Annotated in this window: 13 protein-coding genes; 8 read left to right on the top strand and 5 right to left on the bottom strand. The window is 74.7% G+C overall.

Annotated features, from left to right (window positions below):
* The first annotated feature begins 46 nt into the window (after positions 1–46).
* On the top strand, positions 47–1732 hold the full coding sequence (locus QSK03_RS21595) for an AMP-binding protein (RefSeq protein ID WP_285656515.1): 1686 nt from the start codon (positions 47–49) through the stop codon (positions 1730–1732).
* Here the strand turns inward: QSK03_RS21595 and QSK03_RS21590 are convergent.
* Positions 1722–2744 (bottom strand): phosphotransferase family protein, encoded by a 1023-nt coding sequence (locus QSK03_RS21590; RefSeq protein ID WP_285656514.1) that lies wholly within the window; start codon positions 2742–2744, stop codon positions 1722–1724. The genes QSK03_RS21595 and QSK03_RS21590 overlap by 11 nt on opposite strands.
* Entirely contained in the window at positions 2741–3655 is a 915-nt protein-coding gene (locus tag QSK03_RS21585; RefSeq protein WP_285656513.1) for a DUF7064 domain-containing protein, read from the bottom strand. The genes QSK03_RS21590 and QSK03_RS21585 overlap by 4 nt, the downstream gene beginning before the upstream one ends.
* Before the next feature lie 78 nt (positions 3656–3733).
* On the opposite strand from QSK03_RS21585, the gene QSK03_RS21580 reads away from it, so the two are divergent.
* A complete protein-coding gene (locus tag QSK03_RS21580; protein ID WP_285656512.1) occupies positions 3734–4567 on the top strand; it encodes a PaaI family thioesterase in 834 nt (277 codons plus the stop codon).
* Here QSK03_RS21580 and QSK03_RS21575 read toward each other — a convergent pair.
* From QSK03_RS21575 to QSK03_RS21565, 3 genes are all read right to left on the bottom strand, one after another.
* Positions 4564–6084, bottom strand: a complete 1521-nt coding sequence (locus QSK03_RS21575; RefSeq protein ID WP_285656511.1) for a class I adenylate-forming enzyme family protein — start codon at positions 6082–6084, stop codon at positions 4564–4566. The two genes, QSK03_RS21580 and QSK03_RS21575, sit on opposite strands and share 4 nt — an antisense overlap.
* A gap of 63 nt (positions 6085–6147) precedes the next feature.
* Positions 6148–7806 carry an AMP-binding protein gene (locus QSK03_RS21570; protein ID WP_285656508.1) on the bottom strand — a complete coding sequence of 553 codons (1659 nt, stop codon included), beginning with the start codon at positions 7804–7806 and terminating at the stop codon, positions 6148–6150.
* Between the two features lie 70 nt (positions 7807–7876).
* On the bottom strand, positions 7877–8578 hold the full coding sequence (locus tag QSK03_RS21565) for a TetR/AcrR family transcriptional regulator (protein ID WP_352232023.1): 702 nt from the start codon (positions 8576–8578) through the stop codon (positions 7877–7879).
* Between the two features lie 104 nt (positions 8579–8682).
* Here QSK03_RS21565 and QSK03_RS21560 point away from each other — a divergent pair, with 104 nt between their 5' ends.
* From QSK03_RS21560 to QSK03_RS21535, 6 genes are read left to right on the top strand one after another with little or no spacing between them, the layout of a single operon-like run.
* Positions 8683–9837 (top strand): acyl-CoA dehydrogenase family protein, encoded by a 1155-nt coding sequence (locus QSK03_RS21560; RefSeq protein WP_285656507.1) that lies wholly within the window; start codon positions 8683–8685, stop codon positions 9835–9837.
* Positions 9838–9859: 22 nt separating this feature from the next.
* The gene (locus tag QSK03_RS21555; RefSeq protein WP_285656506.1) at positions 9860–11461 is read left to right on the top strand and encodes an acyl-CoA carboxylase subunit beta; all 1602 of its coding nucleotides are present in this window, start codon (positions 9860–9862) and stop codon (positions 11459–11461) included.
* 45 nt (positions 11462–11506) lie between these two features.
* The gene (locus QSK03_RS21550) at positions 11507–13537 is read left to right on the top strand and encodes an acetyl/propionyl/methylcrotonyl-CoA carboxylase subunit alpha (RefSeq protein WP_285656505.1); all 2031 of its coding nucleotides are present in this window, start codon (positions 11507–11509) and stop codon (positions 13535–13537) included.
* A complete protein-coding gene (locus tag QSK03_RS21545; RefSeq protein ID WP_285656503.1) occupies positions 13534–14295 on the top strand; it encodes an enoyl-CoA hydratase/isomerase family protein in 762 nt (253 codons plus the stop codon). Before QSK03_RS21550 ends, QSK03_RS21545 begins: the two co-directional genes overlap by 4 nt.
* 1 nt (position 14296) lies before the next feature.
* Positions 14297–15106 (top strand): TIGR03084 family metal-binding protein, encoded by an 810-nt coding sequence (locus QSK03_RS21540; RefSeq protein ID WP_285656501.1) that lies wholly within the window; start codon positions 14297–14299, stop codon positions 15104–15106.
* Entirely contained in the window at positions 15103–16872 is a 1770-nt protein-coding gene (locus QSK03_RS21535; protein WP_285656498.1) for an acyclic terpene utilization AtuA family protein, read from the top strand. Before QSK03_RS21540 ends, QSK03_RS21535 begins: the two co-directional genes overlap by 4 nt.
* The last annotated feature ends 2 nt before the right edge of the window (positions 16873–16874 follow it).

Raw genomic sequence — 16874 nt, 5'->3', positions numbered from 1 at the left:
TATCTTACGACCGAAACCAGTGATCTGCGACACCTGGGGACGATCGATGGGGATTCCCACCGTCAACGACCGCTTCTCGGCGGCGGACATCGAGAGCTACTACTCCTCGGGCCTGTGGGCCCCGGAGCTCTTCGACGACCTCCTGGCGCGCGCCGCCGGCGAGCGGGGCGACAAGGTCTTCGTGACCGACGGCCGGGAGTCGATGACCTACCGGGCGGTGCACGAGGGCTCGCTGCGCCTCGCCGGCGGCCTGCGCGACGCCGGGGTGCGCGCCGGGGACCGCGTCGCGGTGCAGCTCCCGAACTGGGCGGAGTTCGTCGTGGTGGTCGCCGCCCTGGCCCGGCTCGGGGCGATCACCGTGCCGATCATGCCGATCTACCGCCGCGAGGAGGTCGGGCACGTCCTCGACGACGCCGAGGTGACCGCGGTCGTGACGCCGGGGACGTTCCGCGACTTCGACTTCCTGGCGATGTACCGGGCCCTGGCCGCCCACCGCCCGGCGATCCACACGGTCGTCGTGGTCCGCGACGACGCGGCGGTCGCGGAGGCCCGCGCGACCGGTGGGGAGACGGTCCGCAGCCTCACCGAGGTCACCGCCGCCGCGGTCCCGGACGACCTCGGCGCGCCGGTCACGGCGGACGACCCCTTCGTCATCGTCTACACCTCGGGCACCACGGCCCACCCCAAGGGCTGCGTGCACACGTTCAACACCTACGTCTCCGGGGCGCGCGCGCTCGGCGTCGCCTTCGCCTACACCGAGGACGACGTGCAGTTCGGCCCGTCGCCGGTCACGCACACCACGGGCCTGGTGACGAGCGTGCTCCTCCCGTTGATCCACGGCGCGGCCACGCACTTCATGCCCGACTGGGATCCGGTCCGCGGCCTGGAGGAGATCGAGCGCTACCGCTGCACGGCGAGCGTCACGGCCACCGCGTTCCTCCAGATGCTGCTCGACGCCTACGACCCGCAGCGCCACGACGCGTCGAGCCTGCGGCTCTGGGTGTCGGCCGGCGCCCCGATCCCCCGCGCCGTCGTCGAGCGCGCGCGGCGGCTCCTGCCCGGGGCCGGGATCCTCAGCCTCTACGGCCGCAGCGAGAACCTTTGCACCACGACGTGCACCGCGGTCGACGACCCGGAGCGTGCCCTGACCTCCGACGGCGCCGCGCTGCCGTTCAGCGAGGTCCAGGTCGTGGACGAGCTCGGCGCCGAGGCGCCACGCGGCGAGGAGGGCGACATCGCCTACCGCGGCCCGTCGCACATGCTGGGATACCTCAACCGTCCCGAGGAGACCGCGGAGCTGTTCACCCCCGGCGGGTTCTCCCGCTCCGGCGACCTCGGGCGCATGGACGCCGACGGCTACGTCCGCGTCACCGGGCGCACCAAGGACATCATCATCCGCGGCGGCATGAACATCAGCGTCCGCGAGATCGAGGACCTGCTCGCCGACCACCCGGGCATCGCGCGCGCCGCCGCGGTCGGCATGCCCGACCGGCGCCTCGGCGAGCGGGTGTGCGTCTACCTCGTCCCGGCCGACCCGGCGGCCCCGCCGAGCCTGCACGCGCTGAAGGACTACCTGCTGGACAAGGGCGTGGCGCTGCAGAAGGTGCCCGAGCGCGTCGAGGTGGTCGACACGCTGCCGATGACGGCCACCGGGAAGGTCCAGAAGCACGTGCTGCGCCAGGACATCGCGCAGAAGGTGGAGCCCGCCGACCGGGAGCCGGTCACGACGTGAGCCCGGCGGCCGCACGCCCGGCGTCGAGGAACGACCGGACCAGCGCGGGGTCGGCATAGTACGGGTCGCCGATGCCGTCGCCGAGCCGCCGGCGGCTGTACTCGTAGAGCACGGCGAGCTTCCAGGAGACCAGGGCGGTGTACCAGGCGAGGCCGGAGAGGTCCCGTCCCGTCGCGGCCGCGTAGCGCGCGGCGAGCTCGTCGCGGGCCGGCCACCCCGGCTCGAGCACGGCGGTCGCCATCGCGGCCGTCGGCGTGAGCGGCTCGCCGGCGACGGGGTGGCAGGCGAGGAGGTATGCGACGTCGAGCAGCGGGTCGCCGAGCGTCGCGAGCTCCCAGTCGAGCACCGCGGCGACCCGGCCCGGCGGCTCCGGGGCGAGGACCAGGTTGCCCAGACGGAAGTCGTTGTGGATCACCGTCGCCTCGCCGTCGGCGGGCGCCCGGGCGTCGAGCCACGCGTGGAGCCCGGCGAACGGGTCCGGGAGGCGGCCGTCGTCGTCGGCCACCAGCCGGGCCATCCGGTGCAGGTGACGCCGGGCGAAGCCCTTCGGCCGTCCGAGCTCCGCCAGCGGCGTCCCGCGCCACGGCACGGCGTGCAGGCCCACGAGCGCGTCGACCACGGCCTCGCCGAGCTCCCGGCGGGTGCGGGGTGCCGCGAGCGCGTCCGGCGTCGCGGTGGTGACGACCGGGCCCGCGACGTGGCTCATCACCAGCAGCGGGGCGTCGACCACCTCCCCGGGCCCCGCGGTGGCGAGCACGGCCGGCACCGGGACGCCGGTGCCCGCGAGACCCCGCATCAGGGCCGCCTCGCGCAGCACGTCGTGGGCTCCGGGCGGGACCGGTGGCGGCGGCGGGCGGCGCACGACGACGCGGCGGGTGCCGTCGTCGACGAGGTCGGTGAGGTTGGAGTGACCGTCGCCGATCGGCCGCGTCGTCACCGGCCCGTCGACCAGGCCGTGGCGGCGCAGGAACCCGGTGAGCGCGTCGTGCTCCGCGGCCGACCAGCGGCTCACCGGTCGCCGACCAGGTGGGCGAGGTAGGCTCGGGACCACTGGGTCTCCCACTGCCCGGCGCCCGGCTCGCCGTCGATGGTGGCGTCGCAGGCCGACTCCCAGATCTCGGTGCCGGTGCGCTCGTTCGTCGGGAGCTTCACGAGCCCGAAGCGCTCGAGGACGACCTCGGTCCGGCCCCCGGAGACGTCGACGACCGTCGCGTCCAGGCGCCGCTGCGTCATGTCGTCGTCGTAGGTGGCGTGCTGCTCGATGTGCGCGATCGGGGTGGTGACGCCGTCGCGCGCGACGTAGCCCGCGAAGCCCCACTCGCCCCGCGCGATCCAGAGCCAGCCGTTCACCGCGCGGCCGCCGGGCGTGTAGGCGACGAACCACTTCCAGTGCTGGGGCACGCCCCAGTCCCGCGGACCCCACGAGTGGTCGCGGTGGCCCATCCGGCCGTCGAGGGCGATCCGCCGTCCCCCGACCTCGAGGTCGCCGTGGACCCGCCCGCTCTGCTCGAGCCGGTTGATCGCGAACCACGCCGGGAGCCCGTCGGGGTTCTCGTGGTAGCTGAAGGCGTCGTGGACGGCCTCGAAGGCGTAGTGCAGCCGCAGCGCGTCGGAGGCGTAGGTGACGACGGCCGTGCGGCGCAGCTCGGGCTGCGTGACGTGCAGCCCGTCGATCGTGAGGTCGTCGAGGTCGGCCGCCGCGTCGACGGTGCCGCCGCCCAGCTCCAGGGCCAGCGGCTCGGGCTCCGGGCCCCAGACCGTGACGTTGTAGCCGGTGCGGCCCCGGTCGGTGAGGTACAGGTAGACCTGCAGGCCGAGCCGCTCCTCCGGGAGGACCACCTCCCAGAACAGGGAGTCGCGCATCCGGCCGCCCGCGGCGGCGGGCCGGTGGCGCAGGTCGTCGCGCGTGCCGAAGATCGCCACCGGACCTCCCGCGGCGTGGTGTGCCAGGGTCGGGACGCTACCGTACGAACGGCGAATGGTCAGGCCAAAGGAGGCCGCATGGGCGGCGACGCGACGATCCCGGTCCGCGGGCCGCTGCTCATCACCCCGCGCGGGACGCCGGAGGTGCTGTTCGGGCTCGCGCCGGTGGAGGCCGACGGCGACGTCGCCCGCGGCAGCATGCGCACCGCGCCGTGGATGACCGACGCCCGGGGCCGTCCGTGCGCGGGCATGGTCGGCGTGCTGGTCGACGACGTGGTCGGGCAGGCCACGCTCACCGCCCGCCCCGACGCGCACTGGCCGGTGACGACCGAGCTGTCCGTCGACGTGGTCTCCGAGCTGCCCGCCGACGGCACGGTCCTCACCGCGGAGAGCCGGCTGCTGGCCGCCGGAGCCCGCACCGGCTCCGCGCGGGGCGAGGTCCGGGACGCCTCGGGCGCCGTGGTCGCCGTCGCCACCGTCGCGGTGCAGTACGTGCCGGGGGTGCCGGAGCTGACCGAGGCCGCCGACGGCGGCGACGGGACGGCCGCGTCCGGGCGGCGCCTCCCGGACGTCCTCGGCGCGACCGTCGGCAGCCGGCCCGGGCGCGACGCGCGGCTGACGGCACCGCCGGGTCCCGCCCTCGCCAACACGGCCGGCCACGGGCACGGCGGCGTCCTCGCCGCACTCGCCGACGTGGTGGCCGCCGCGGCGGTCGCCGACGACGCCCGGCCCCTGCGCACCGCGGGCCTGCGGGTCGCCTACCTCCGCCCGGCGGTGCTCGACGGCCCGATGTGTCTCGACGCCCGCGTCGTCCACCGTGGGCGCACCTCGGCGCTGACACGCGTCGACGTCGTCGGCGGCGACGGGAGGCAGTGCGCCGCCGCCACGGTCACGGCCGCGGCGATCGGCTAGCCGAGCGACCGCCGCAGCGCCGGCCGGTCGAGCTTCCCGCTGCCGGTGCGCGGCAGCGCCTCGACGATCTCCACGCGTCGCGGCGTGAGCATGCCGCGCAGGTTCGCGTTGGTCGCGCACCAGCCGAGCACGTCGTCGACGGTGACGCCGGGCCGGGTGGGGACGACGACGGCGGTGACCTGCTCGATCCAGCGCTCGTGGGGCGTCCCGACGACGGCGACCTCGGCGAGGTCGGGGCAGTCGGCGAGGTGCTCCTCGACCATCTGCGGGAAGACGTTCTCCCCGCCGGAGACGATCATGTCGTCGATCCGGTCGACGTAGGACAGCCAGCCGTCGGCGTCACGGCGCACGAGGTCGCCGGTGCGGAACCAGCCGTCGACCCACTTCTCCGCCCCCGTCGCGGCACCGGGGTCGCCGCCGTTCCAGTAGCCGGGCGTCACGGCGTCGCCGCGCACCCAGAGCTCGCCGACCTCGTCCGAGCCGGGCGGGACGTCGTCGCCGCCGGGCGGCACGACCCGGACCTGGACGATCTGCTCCAGCGGGTGGCCCATCGCGCCCGCCCGGCGGGGCTCGCCGGACCCGCGCGACACCGCCAGCCCGTTCTGCTCGGTCTGGCCGTAGATCTCGATCGGCGGGACCCCGATGCCCTCCTCGAGGCGGCGGACGACAGCGCTGGGCGTGCGCGACCCGCCGTACATGAAGACCCGGAAGGAGTCGAGCACGACCGGGCTCCCGGCGGTGCGGTTGCCGATGTCGACGGCCATCGTCGCGACCGCGATCCCGTAGGTGGGCCGCAGGCGGGCGGCCAGCTCGAGCCACGCGACCGGGTCCCAGCGGGCCATCATCGTGATCTCGCCGCCCCGCAGCAGGACCGGCAGGCTCACGAGCTGCAGCCCGCCGACGTGGAACAGCGGGGCGCAGTTGAGGGCGTGGTCGTCCGGGCCGATCCCGTAGAGGTCGATCACCGCCTCGACCTGGGCGACGACGTTGCGGTGCGTCTGCCGCACGCCCTTGGGGACGCCGGTCGACCCTGACGTGTACATGATCAGCGCGTCGTCGCCGTCGAGCCGCGGGACGACCGGCCCGACCGCCTCGTGCCCGGCCACCGCGGCCGGGAACCCGCCGCCCGGACCGGTGGTCAGCAGGTGGCCGGCCACGGGCAGGCCCTCGAGCAGCGCTGTCAGCCGGGGGACGTCCCCGGGCGGGACGACGAGGTGGGTGGCGCCCGAGTCGGCGATCGCGTGCCGCAGCGCGGCGTCGCCGAACAGGTGGTTGAGCGGGACGCCGACCCCGCCCGCCTGCCACACCCCGAGCAGCCCGACCAGGTACTCCGGGCCGTTGGGCAGGAAGAAGCCGACGCGCTGCCCCGGCGCGGCGCCCTCGCCGAGCAGGAAGCCGGCGAAGCGCGCCGCGTCGTCGGCGAACCGCCGGTAGGTCAGCTCCTCGTCGCCGAGACGCAGCGCGACGCGGTCGGCGTGGTCGCGCGCGGCGCGCCGCAGGAGGGTCGCGATGTTCATCTCCGGCCTCTCGTCCGTGACGACAGCGGGGGCTACAGCAGTGCCGCGGCGAGCGCGGACACGTCAGCTCCCGTAGTGCCCGGCGTGGGCGGCCCGGAGCTTGTACTTGAGGATCTTGCCGCCGACGGTCTCGGGCAGGGCGTCGGCGAGGACGACCGCCTTGGGCGTCTCGTAGCCGGCGAGGCGGGACCGGCAGTGGGCGACGAGCTCGTCCTCGGTGACCTCCGCGCCGGGCGCGGGCACGACCACGGCCGTGACCGCCTCGCCCCACCGGTCGTGCGGGAGCCCGATCACCGCGGCGCGGGCCACGCCGGGGTGCTCGTAGAGCACGGCCTCCACCCGCAGGCTCGAGACGTTCTCGCCCCCGGACTTGACGATGTCCTTGATCCGGTCGACCGCGATGCGCAGGCCGTCCTCGTCGACCGCCGCGCTGTCCCCGGAGTGGAACCATCCGCCGCGGAAGGCCTCGCGGGTGGCCTCCTCGTTCTTGTAGTAGCCGGCGGTGATGATCGGGCTGCGGTAGACCGCCTCCCCCGCGACCCCCGGCTGGTCGCGCAGCGACTCCCCGACCTCGTCGACGACGTCCGAGGCGAGCAGCGGGCTCGGCAGGCCGACGTAGTTGGTGGCGGGGGCGGTGCGCTCGTAGGTGTCGGGCCACCGGCTCGGCCAGAACCGGTGGCAGGCGATCGCCTCGGTCTGGCCGAAGATGCCCAGCACCACCAGGTCCTCGCCCGCCTGGTCGAGCAGCGAGCGGTAGGTCTTGGGTGGCAGCGCTCCCCACCCGTACACGAGCACGTCGAGGCACGTGACGTCGTGGCCCCGGGCGGCGATCTCGCCGGTCAGCGCCGTCACGAACTGCGGGGACCCGGCCCAGAGGGCGGTGATCCGCTCCTCGGCGACGGCGGCGGCGACCTGGTCGGGCACCGGGCGGCGGCCCAGCACCAGCGAGCCGCCGGACAGGAACGCCGAGAACGTGAAGATCAGGTCGCCGACGTGGTAGATGATCGGCAGGTAGGTGCCCACCCGCAGGTCGCCCTCGAGGCGCGCGCCGCGGGACAGCGAGAGCGCGAAGTTCATCGCCGCCAGGTGGCTCGAGGCGTGCGAGGTCATCACGCCCTTGGGCATCGCCGTGGTGCCCGAGGTGAAGAGCATCTCCCAGATGTCGTCACCGTGGATCTCGACGTCGGGCTCGTCGTCGCGGCCGTCGCCAACGAGGTCGGTGAACGACGGGCTGCCCGCCACCGGGCCGCCGCCGAGGGTGATCGTCGCGCCGACCGCGAGACCGGTGGCGGTGAACGCGGCCTCGGCGCGCGGCCACAGCTCCGCGTCGACGATCGCGAGCGCGGGCTCGGCGTACCCGATGAGGTACTCGACGACGTCCTGGGCGAGGTTCGGGTTCAGCGGCATCGCCACCATCCCGGCCTTCGCGATCCCGATCTTGGCAAGGTACGCCTCGACGGAGTTCTCGCAGAACAGCAGCACCCGGTCCCCCGGCTGCAGACCGAGGTCGGCCAGGGCGTGCGCCACCGCGTTGGCCACCCGGTCGGCCTCGCGGTAGGTCAGCGACGCGAAGCGCTCGTCGGCGTGGGCGCCCGGCCGCCCCACGATCGCGGTCTTGTCCGGGTAGCTCCACGTGAGCCGCTCGAAGACGTCGCCGATCGAGGTGCGCTCCCAGCGCTGCACCGCGCGGCGCCCGCGCAGTGTCGTGACGTCGAACTCCACGAGAGGCCTCCCTGCCGCCGGGTGTGATCCGCAGCATTCCGGGAGCGCGCCTGCCGGCGCAAGACCCGAGTCATCCGCGGTTCACTACGACCGGTGGGGCGACCGCCACGTCGGGGGTGAGGCCGAGGCACTCGCGCCCCATCCGCTCGAGGAGCTCGGCGATGCGCTCCGCGGGCAGGCCGCTGTGGTGGAAGAGCACGGCCTGGGTGGTCCCGATGGCCGCGTGCACGGTCAGCCGGACCTCCGCGTCGGAGAGGTCGCGGCGCAGGGGGGCGAGCACCACGACCCACTCCTCGACGTAGTGCCGCTGCGCGCGGCGCAGGCGCCGGAGATCCTCCTCGGGCAGGTTGTGCGCCTCGCGGTGGTAGACCTGCAGCACCCGGCGCTGCTCGATGGCGATGCGCACGTGGTTGACGACGAGCCGCTCGATCGCCTCCCGGTCGTCCGCGGCCTCGGTCACGATCGCGGCGGCGGTGCTCTCCAGCTCGTCCATGACCTGGCCCAGCAGGGCCGCGAGGAGCGCGGACTTGCTCGGGAAGTGCCGGTAGATCCCCGAGCCGACGATGCCGGCGGCCGCGCCGATGTCGGCCATGCCGACCGCGTGGTAGCCGTGGCGCCCGACCAGGTCGGCGGCCGCGGCCAGGATGCGGTCCTTGCGGGCGGGGTCGCGCCGCCGCCGCGGCCGTGTCTCGCCGGGGACGTCGCGGGGCAGTTCGGCGACCTCGCCCCCGGGGCGCTCGGGGCCCGGGGGACCTCCCTCGGGTTCCGGCACGGCGCCTCCTCGGTGTCCCGTCGTCCCACGACCGCCTCTTGCGTGGCCGTAGTGAACGATGATGCACTATCGCGGCCGTCAACGACAGCGAGGGAGCGTCCGGCGTGGACCTGCAGGAGACCGACGAGCACCGGGCGCTGCGCGCGACGGTCCGCGACATCGCCGGGAAGTTCGGCCCCCGCTACTACGTCGAGCGCGCCGAGGCCGGCGAGCCCTGCACCGAGCTGTGGCAGGCCCTCGGCGACAGCGGCTTCCTGGGGATCAATCTCCCCGAGGAGCACGGGGGCGGCGGCGCCGGGCTCCTCGAGCTCGCGATGGTGGTCGAGGAGACCGCCGCCGCCGGCTGCCCCCTGCTGCTGCTGCTCGTGTCGGCGGCCATCTCGGGCGAGGTCATCGGCGCCTTCGGCACCCCCGAACAGCAGCGCACGTGGCTGCCGCGGATGGCCTCGGGCGAGTCCAAGGTCGTCTTCGGGATCACCGAGCCCGAGGCGGGCTCGAACAGCCACCGGATCGGCACCACCGCCCGGCGGGTCGGCGACGAGTACGTCGTCACCGGCACCAAGCACTACATCTCCGGCATCGACGAGGCCGACGCGGTGCTGCTCGTGACGCGCACCGGCACCGACGAGGGATCCGGGCGCGCGCAGCTCTCGCTGCTGATCGTGCCCACCGACGCCCCGGGTCTGGTCGCCACCCCGCTGCCGGTGTCGGTGACCCTGCCCGAGAAGCAGTTCGTCCTGCACTTCGACGACGTCCGGGTGCCCGCCGACGCCGTGGTCGGCGAGGAGGGCGGCGGGCTGCGGCAGGTGTTCCACGGCCTGAACCCCGAGCGGGTCACGGGCGCGGCGCTCTGCGTCGGCATCGCCCGCCACGTGCTCGAGCAGGCCGCGGACTACGCCAACACCCGCAGCGTGTGGTCCACCCCGATCGCCGCGCACCAGGGCGTGGCCCACCCCCTGGCGAAGACGAAGATCGAGACCGAGCTGGCCGCGCTGATGACCACCAAGGCCGCCTGGTCCCACGACCGCGGGCTGCCCGCGGGCGAGGCCTCGAACATGGCCAAGTACGCCGCCGCCGAGGCCGCGCACGGCGCGGCCGAGGCCGCGATCCAGACCCACGGCGGCAACGGGCTCGCCACCGAGTACGGGCTGCTGCCCTACTGGGGCCTCGCCCGCCTGCTCCAGATCGCCCCGGTGAGCCGGGAGATGGTCCTCAACTACGTCGCCCAGCACAGCCTCGGCCTGGCCCGGTCGTACTGAGAAGTCCCCGAGGAGACCGCGCGTGACCACCGTCCTGTCCTCCCAGCTGCGCACGTCCGACGAGACGTACGTCCAGAACCGCAAGGCCCAGGAGCAGATCCTCGACGAGCTCGACGAGCAGGTCGCGGCCGCGATCGCGGGCGGCGGCCCGCGCTACCAGCAGCGCCACCACGACCGCGGGCGCCTGCTGGCACGCGAACGCATCGAGCTGCTGCTCGACCGGGACGCGTCCTTCCTCGAGCTCTCGACGCTCGCCGCGTGGGGCTCGCAGTTCGTCGTCGGCGCCAGCATCATCACCGGCATCGGGGTGGTCTCCGGCGTCGAGTGCGTCCTCATCGCCCACGACCCGACGGTGCGCGGCGGGGCGATGAACCCGTACTCGCTGAAGAAGACGCTGCGCGCCCTCGAGATCGCGCGGGTCAACCGGCTCCCGGTGATCAACCTCGTGGAGTCCGGCGGCGCCGACCTGCCGAGCCAGTCCGAGCTCTTCGTGCACGCCGGCAAGATCTTCCACGACCTCACCGAGCTGTCGTCGATGGCGATCCCGACCGTCGCGCTGGTCTTCGGCAACTCCACCGCGGGCGGCGCCTACGTGCCCGGGATGTGCGACTACGCGGTCATGGTCGACCGGCAGGCCAAGGTGTTCCTCGGCGGTCCGCCGCTGGTGAAGATGGCCACCGGCGAGGACGCCGACGACGAGGAGCTCGGCGGCGCCGCGATGCACGCCAGGGTCTCGGGCCTCGCCGACCACTTCGCCGTCGACGAGCGCGACGCCATCCGGATCGGGCGCCAGATCGTCGCGGAGCTGCACTGGCGCAAGCTCGGGCCCGGCCCGTCGCTGCCCGCGGACGAACCGCTCTACGACCCCGACGAGCTGCTGGGCATCGCGCCCGCCGACATCAAGGTGCCGTTCGACCCGCGCGAGGTGCTGGCCCGCGTCGTCGACGGCTCGCGGTTCGGCGAGTACAAGCCGCTCTACGGCACGAGCCTCGTCACCGGCTGGACCTCGATCCACGGCTACCCGGTCGGGGTCCTCGCCAACGCCCGGGGGGTGCTGTTCAGCGAGGAGGCCGAGAAGGCCAGCGAGTTCATCCAGCTCGCCAACCAGACCGACACGCCGCTGATCTTCCTGCAGAACACCACCGGCTACATGGTCGGCAAGCAGTACGAGCAGGGCGGGATCATCAAGGACGGCTCCAAGATGATCAACTCGGTGGCCAACAGCCAGGTCCCGCACATCACGGTGAACATGGCCGCGTCGTTCGGGGCGGGCAACTACGGGATGTCCGGGCGGGCCTACGACCCGCGCCTGATGTTCTCGTGGGCCGGCGCGAAGCTCGCCGTCATGGGCGCCGCCCAGCTCGCCGGCGTGCTCTCGATCGTGGCGAAGCAGTCGGCGGCCGCGAGCGGACGCGAGTTCGACGCCGAGGCCGACGAGCGCCAGCGCGCGGCGATCGAGGCCCAGATCGCCGAGGAGTCGCACTCCTTCTTCGTCACCGCCCGCCTCTACGACGACGGGCTGATCGACCCCCGTGACACGCGCACGGTCCTGGGCATCGCCCTGTCGGCCGCGCACTCCAACCACGTCGCCGGCCAGCGCGGCTACGGCGTCTACCGGATGTAAGGACCCACGGGGGCTCCGCCCCCGTGAACCCCCGAAAGGCCATCCATGATCACCAAGCTGCTCGTGGCCAACCGCGGCGAGATCGCCGAGCGCGTGATCCGGTCGGCCCGCGCGCTCGACGTCGCGACCGTCGCGGTCTTCTCCGACCCCGACGCCGACGCGCCCTTCGTCGCCCTGGCCGACGAGGCGGTGCACCTGCCCGGCGCCGCGCCGTCGGAGACCTACCTGCGGGTCGACGCGATCGTCGCCGCGGCGCGGGCCACCGGCGCCGACGCCGTCCACCCCGGCTACGGCTTCCTCTCGGAGAACGCCGGCTTCGCGCGCGCCTGCGCCGAGGCCGGCCTGTGCTTCGTCGGGCCGCCGGTCGAGGCGATCGAGGCGATGGGCTCCAAGATCGCGGCAAAGGAGCTGATGGCGAGGGCCGGCGTGCCGGTGCTGCCCGGCGCGGTCGTGGACGCCGGGGACGAGCCCTCCGCCGACGCCCTGCGGGAGATGGCCGAGGGCATCGGGTTCCCGGTGCTGGTCAAGGCCGCGTTCGGCGGCGGCGGGCGCGGGATGCGCATCGTCCGCGACGCCGGCGAGGTCGCCGACGCGGTCCAGGGCGCCCGGCGGGAGGCGGCGTCGGCGTTCGGCGACGGCACCGTGTTCCTCGAGCGGTTCGTCGAGAATCCGCGCCACGTCGAGGTCCAGATCTTCGGCGACACCCACGGCACCGTCGTGCACCTCTTCGAGCGCGAGTGCTCCATCCAGCGCCGCTACCAGAAGATCATCGAGGAGGCGCCGTCGCCGGCCGTCGACGACGCGCTGCGCGACCAGCTCGGCAGCGCCGCCGTCGCGGCCGGCAAGGCCATCGGCTACACCGGCGCCGGGACGGTCGAGTTCGTCCTCGAAGGTTCGTCCGGGGGGGACTCGGGGGGCGGAGCCCCCCGAGGGTTCTTCTTCCTCGAGGTCAACACCCGCCTGCAGGTCGAGCACCCCGTCACCGAGGAGGTCACGGGGCTCGACCTGGTCGCCCTGCAGCTGCAGGTCGCCGAGGGCGACCCGCTGCCCGCCGACGTCCTGGGCGCGTCGCTGCACGGGCACGCCATCGAGGCCCGGCTCTACGCCGAGGACCCGGCGCGCGACTACCAGCCGGGCAGCGGCACGCTGCACCGCTTCACGGTGCCCGACCTCCCGGGCGTGCGCGTCGACACCGGGGTGCGCAGCGGCTCGATGGTCGGCACCCACTACGACCCGATGCTGGCGAAGGTCATCGCGCACGGCGCCACGCGCGGCCAGGCCGCCCGGCGGCTGGCGCGGGCGCTGGCCGAGGCCGAGGTGCACGGGCTGGTCACCAACCGCGACCTGCTCGTCGGCGTCCTGCGCGAGCCCGAGTTCCTCGCCGGGCGCACCGACACCGGCTACCTCACGCGGCACGACCCCGCGGCGCTCGCCGCCGGCCCCGCCGACGTGGCCGCCACCCGCCGCCGGGTGCACGCGGTCGCCGCCGCGCTGGCCGACCAGGCGGGCCGCCGCGCCGACCCCCGCGTGCAGCGCCCGGTCCCCAGCGGCTGGCGCAACGTCGTCAGCGCGCCCCAGGTGGCGACGTTCCAGCTCGGCGAGCAGGAGGTCGTCGTCGCCTACCGCCGCACGCGCCGCGGGTGGTGGGCCTCGGTCGACGGGGAGCCGCTGACCGGCCTGCTCGTCCACGACGCCGCCGCGGACGCCGTGGACCTCGCGGTCGACGGCGTCCGGCGCACCGTGCGGCTGCACCGGGTCGGCGCCGCCGTCCACGTCGACAGCCCGCTCGGCGCGACCGACTTCGACGACGTCGAGCGCCTGCCGGTCCCCGGCACCGAGGCCGCGCCGGGCTCCCTGTTCGCCCCGATGCCCGGCACCGTGGTCCGGGTCCTCGCCGAGACGGGGCAGCCGGTCAGCGCGGGCACCACCGTGCTCGTGTTCGAGGCGATGAAGATGGAGCACCAGGTGAAGGCGCCGGTGGACGGCGTGGTGGCCGATCTGCTGGTGTCCCTCGGCGACACCGTCGACACGGGCGAGGTGCTCGCCGTGATCACCGAGGAGGAGGCGGCCGCATGAGTGCCGTGCGCTACGAGGTCACGGACGGCGTGGCCTGGCTGACGATCGACCGGCCCGAGGCCCGCAACGCGCTCTCGAAGGACGTCCGCGACGGGCTGTTCGACGGGGTGCACCGGTTCAACGCCGACGCCGAGGCGAGGGTCCTGGTGCTCACCGGCGCCGGGGACAAGGCGTTCTGCGCGGGCGGCGACCTCAAGGAGATGTCCGCGAGCGCGCTGCAGGTGCCCCCGCCGGACTTCCTGCCCCAGTTCGGGCGCAACGTCGACGTCGCCAAGCCGACGATCGCGGCGGTCAACGGCGTCGCCTACGCCGGGGGGTTCCTGCTCGCCCAGCAGTGCGACCTCGTCGTCGCCGCCGACCACGCCCGCTTCGCCATCACCGAGGTCAAGGTGGGGCGGGGGTCGCCGTGGGCGGCGCCGCTGTCGTGGCTGGTGCCACCGCGGATCGCGCTGGAGCTGCTGCTCACCGGCGACCCGCTCGACGCGCAGCGCGCCCGGGAGGCCGGCCTCGTGAACCACGTGGTGCCCGGCGCCGACCTCGCGACCCACACCCAGCAGCTCGCCGAGCGCATCGCGGGCAACGCCCCGCTGTCGGTGCTCGCGGGCAAGCGCACCGCGTACCTCTCCGCGACGCACCCGCGCGAGGAGGCCTACGCCCGCGCCGAGGAGATCTGGGAGCTCGTCTACCTCTCGGCCGACGCCCAGGAGGGGCCCAGCGCCTTCGCCGAGAAGCGCACGCCCGTCTGGCAGGGGCGCTGACGTGGCCGTCGACATGACCGCGCTGCTCGCGGACCTGCAGGCCGAGACCGACGTCGTCCTCGCGCTCGTCGAGCCCCTCGACGACGACGCCCTCGGCACGGCGACCCCGGCCGCGGGCTGGTCGATCCGCGACCAGCTCACCCACCTCGCCTACTTCGACGAGACCGCCGCGCTCGCGGCCACGGACCCCGAGCGGTTCCGCCGCGAGTCCGCGGCGCTCGTGGAGCGCGGCGACGACTTCCCCGACCAGGTCGCCGCGGAACACGCGCACCTCGCCGCGGACGCCGTGCGCGCGTGGCTCGTCCGGGCTCGGGCGGGCTACATCGACGTCTTCGCCGGCCTCGACCCCTCGACGCGGCTGCCCTGGTACGGCCCGGACATGAGCGCCGCGTCGTCGGCCACCGCCCGGCTGATGGAGACCTGGGCCCACGGCCAGGACGTCGCCGACGCCCTCGGTGCGGTCCGCGAGCCCACCGACCGGCTGCGCCACGTCGCCCACCTCGGTGTCCGGACCGCCGGCTTCGCGTTCGCGCTGCGCGACCGCCCGGTGCCCGAGGCGCCGGTGCGCATCGAGCTGGACGCCCCGTCCGGCGACCGCTGGACCTGGGGCCCCGAGAACGCCGCCGACCGCGTCGAGGGCACGGCCCTGGACTTCTGTCTCCTCGTCACCCAGCGCCGCCACCGCGACGACACGGGCCTGCGCGTCCGCGGCCCGGTCGCCACGGAGTGGATGTCCATCGCCCAGGCGTTCGCCGGCGCCCCCGCCGACGGACGCGCCCCCGCCGCACCGACCCACGGGAGCCCCGCATGACCCGGCCCGTCCTCATCGGCAACTGCTCCGGGTTCTACGGCGACCGCCTCGCCGCCGCCCGGGAGATGGTCGACGGCGGTCCGATCGACCTCCTGACCGGCGACTACCTCGCCGAGCTGACGATGCTGATCCTGGACAAGGCGCGGCGGAAGGACCCCTCGGCGGGCTACGCGAAGACCTTCCTCACCCAGCTCGAGGAAGTCCTGGGCACCTGCCTGGACCGCGGCATCCGGATCGTCGCCAACGCCGGCGGGCTCAACCCGGGCGGGCTCGCGGGCGAGGTGACCGCGCTCGCCGAGCGCCTGGGCCTGCACCCCCGGGTGGCCCACGTCGACGGCGACGACATCGTCGACCGGCTCGAGGAGCTGCAGGCCGCCGGCCACGACCTCGCCCACCTCGACACCGGCCGCAAGCTCGGCGAGAGCGCCGTGCACCCGGTCACCGCCAACGCCTACCTCGGCGGCTTCGGCATCGCCGACGCGCTGGGCGCGGGCGCCGACGTCGTGGTCACCGGGCGGGTCACCGACGCGTCGGTGGTCGTCGGACCGGCCGCGTGGTGGCACGGCTGGGCGCGCACCGACCTCGACGCGATCGCCGGAGCGATGGCCGCCGGGCACGTCATCGAGTGCGGTCCCCAGGCCACCGGCGGCAACTACGCGTTCATGGACGAGGTCACCGACCGCCGCTACCCCGGCTTCCCGATCGCCGAGGTCGCCGCCGACGGCTCGAGCGTGATCACCAAGCACCCGGGCACCGGCGGGCTGGTCTCCGTCGGCACCGTCACCGCCCAGCTGCTCTACGAGATCGCCGACCCCGCCTACGCCGGCCCGGACGCCGTCGCGCACTTCGACAGCCTCGCGCTCACCCAGGAGGGCGAGCACCGGGTGCGGATCGCGGGCACCCGCGGCAGCGCGCCGCCGGAGACGCTCAAGGTCGCGCTCAACCACGAGGGCGGCTACCGCAACACCATGACCATGGTGCTGACCGGCCTCGACATCGAGGGCAAGGCCGCGTGGGCCGAGCAGGAGCTCTTCGAGCTGCTCGGCGGCCAGGACCGCTTCGCCGAGGTCGACGTGCGGCTGCTGCGCTTCGACCACCCCGACGCCGGAGGCAACGAGCAGGCCACCGCCCACCTCAAGATCACCGTCAAGGACCCCGACCGGACCAAGGTCGGGCGCGCGTTCTCCAACACCACCATGGAGCTCGCCCTCGGCGGCTACCCCGGCTTCCACACCACCACCCCGCCCTCGGACGCGAGCGCGTTCGGCGTCTACTGGCCGACCCTGGTGCCGGCCACCGAGGTCGAGCACCGGGTCACGCGGCCCGACGGCACCGTCGTCACGATCGACCCGACCCCGCCGTCGGCGGCGGCCACGGCCCCCGCGCCGACGGCGCCGGCGGCCCCGGCGCCGAGCGGCCCCACGCGCCGCGCCCCGCTCGGCGCGGTCGCGGCCGCCCGCTCCGGGGACAAGGGCGGCAACGCCAACGTCGGGCTCTGGACCCGCACCGACGCGGAGTACGCCTGGCTGCGCTCCTTCGTCACGCCCGAGCGGGTGCGCGAGCTGCTGCCCGAGGCCCGGGACCTGGCCGTCCAGGTCCACGCGCTGCCCAACCTGCGGGCGGTCAACGTCGTGGTCGTCGGGATCCTCGGCGAGGGCGTCGCCTCCGCCACCCGACCCGACCCCCAGGCCAAGGGCCTCGGCGAGTACCTCCGCTCCCGGGTCGTCGACGTCCCGGAGGACCTCCTTCCCGCCCACCAGGAGTAGAC

Source organism: Actinomycetospora sp. NBRC 106375, assembly GCF_030269665.1.
Taxonomy (GTDB): domain Bacteria; phylum Actinomycetota; class Actinomycetes; order Mycobacteriales; family Pseudonocardiaceae; genus Actinomycetospora.
Note: the sequence above shows the minus strand (reverse complement) of the source record. Positions and strands in the feature narration are given on the sequence as shown.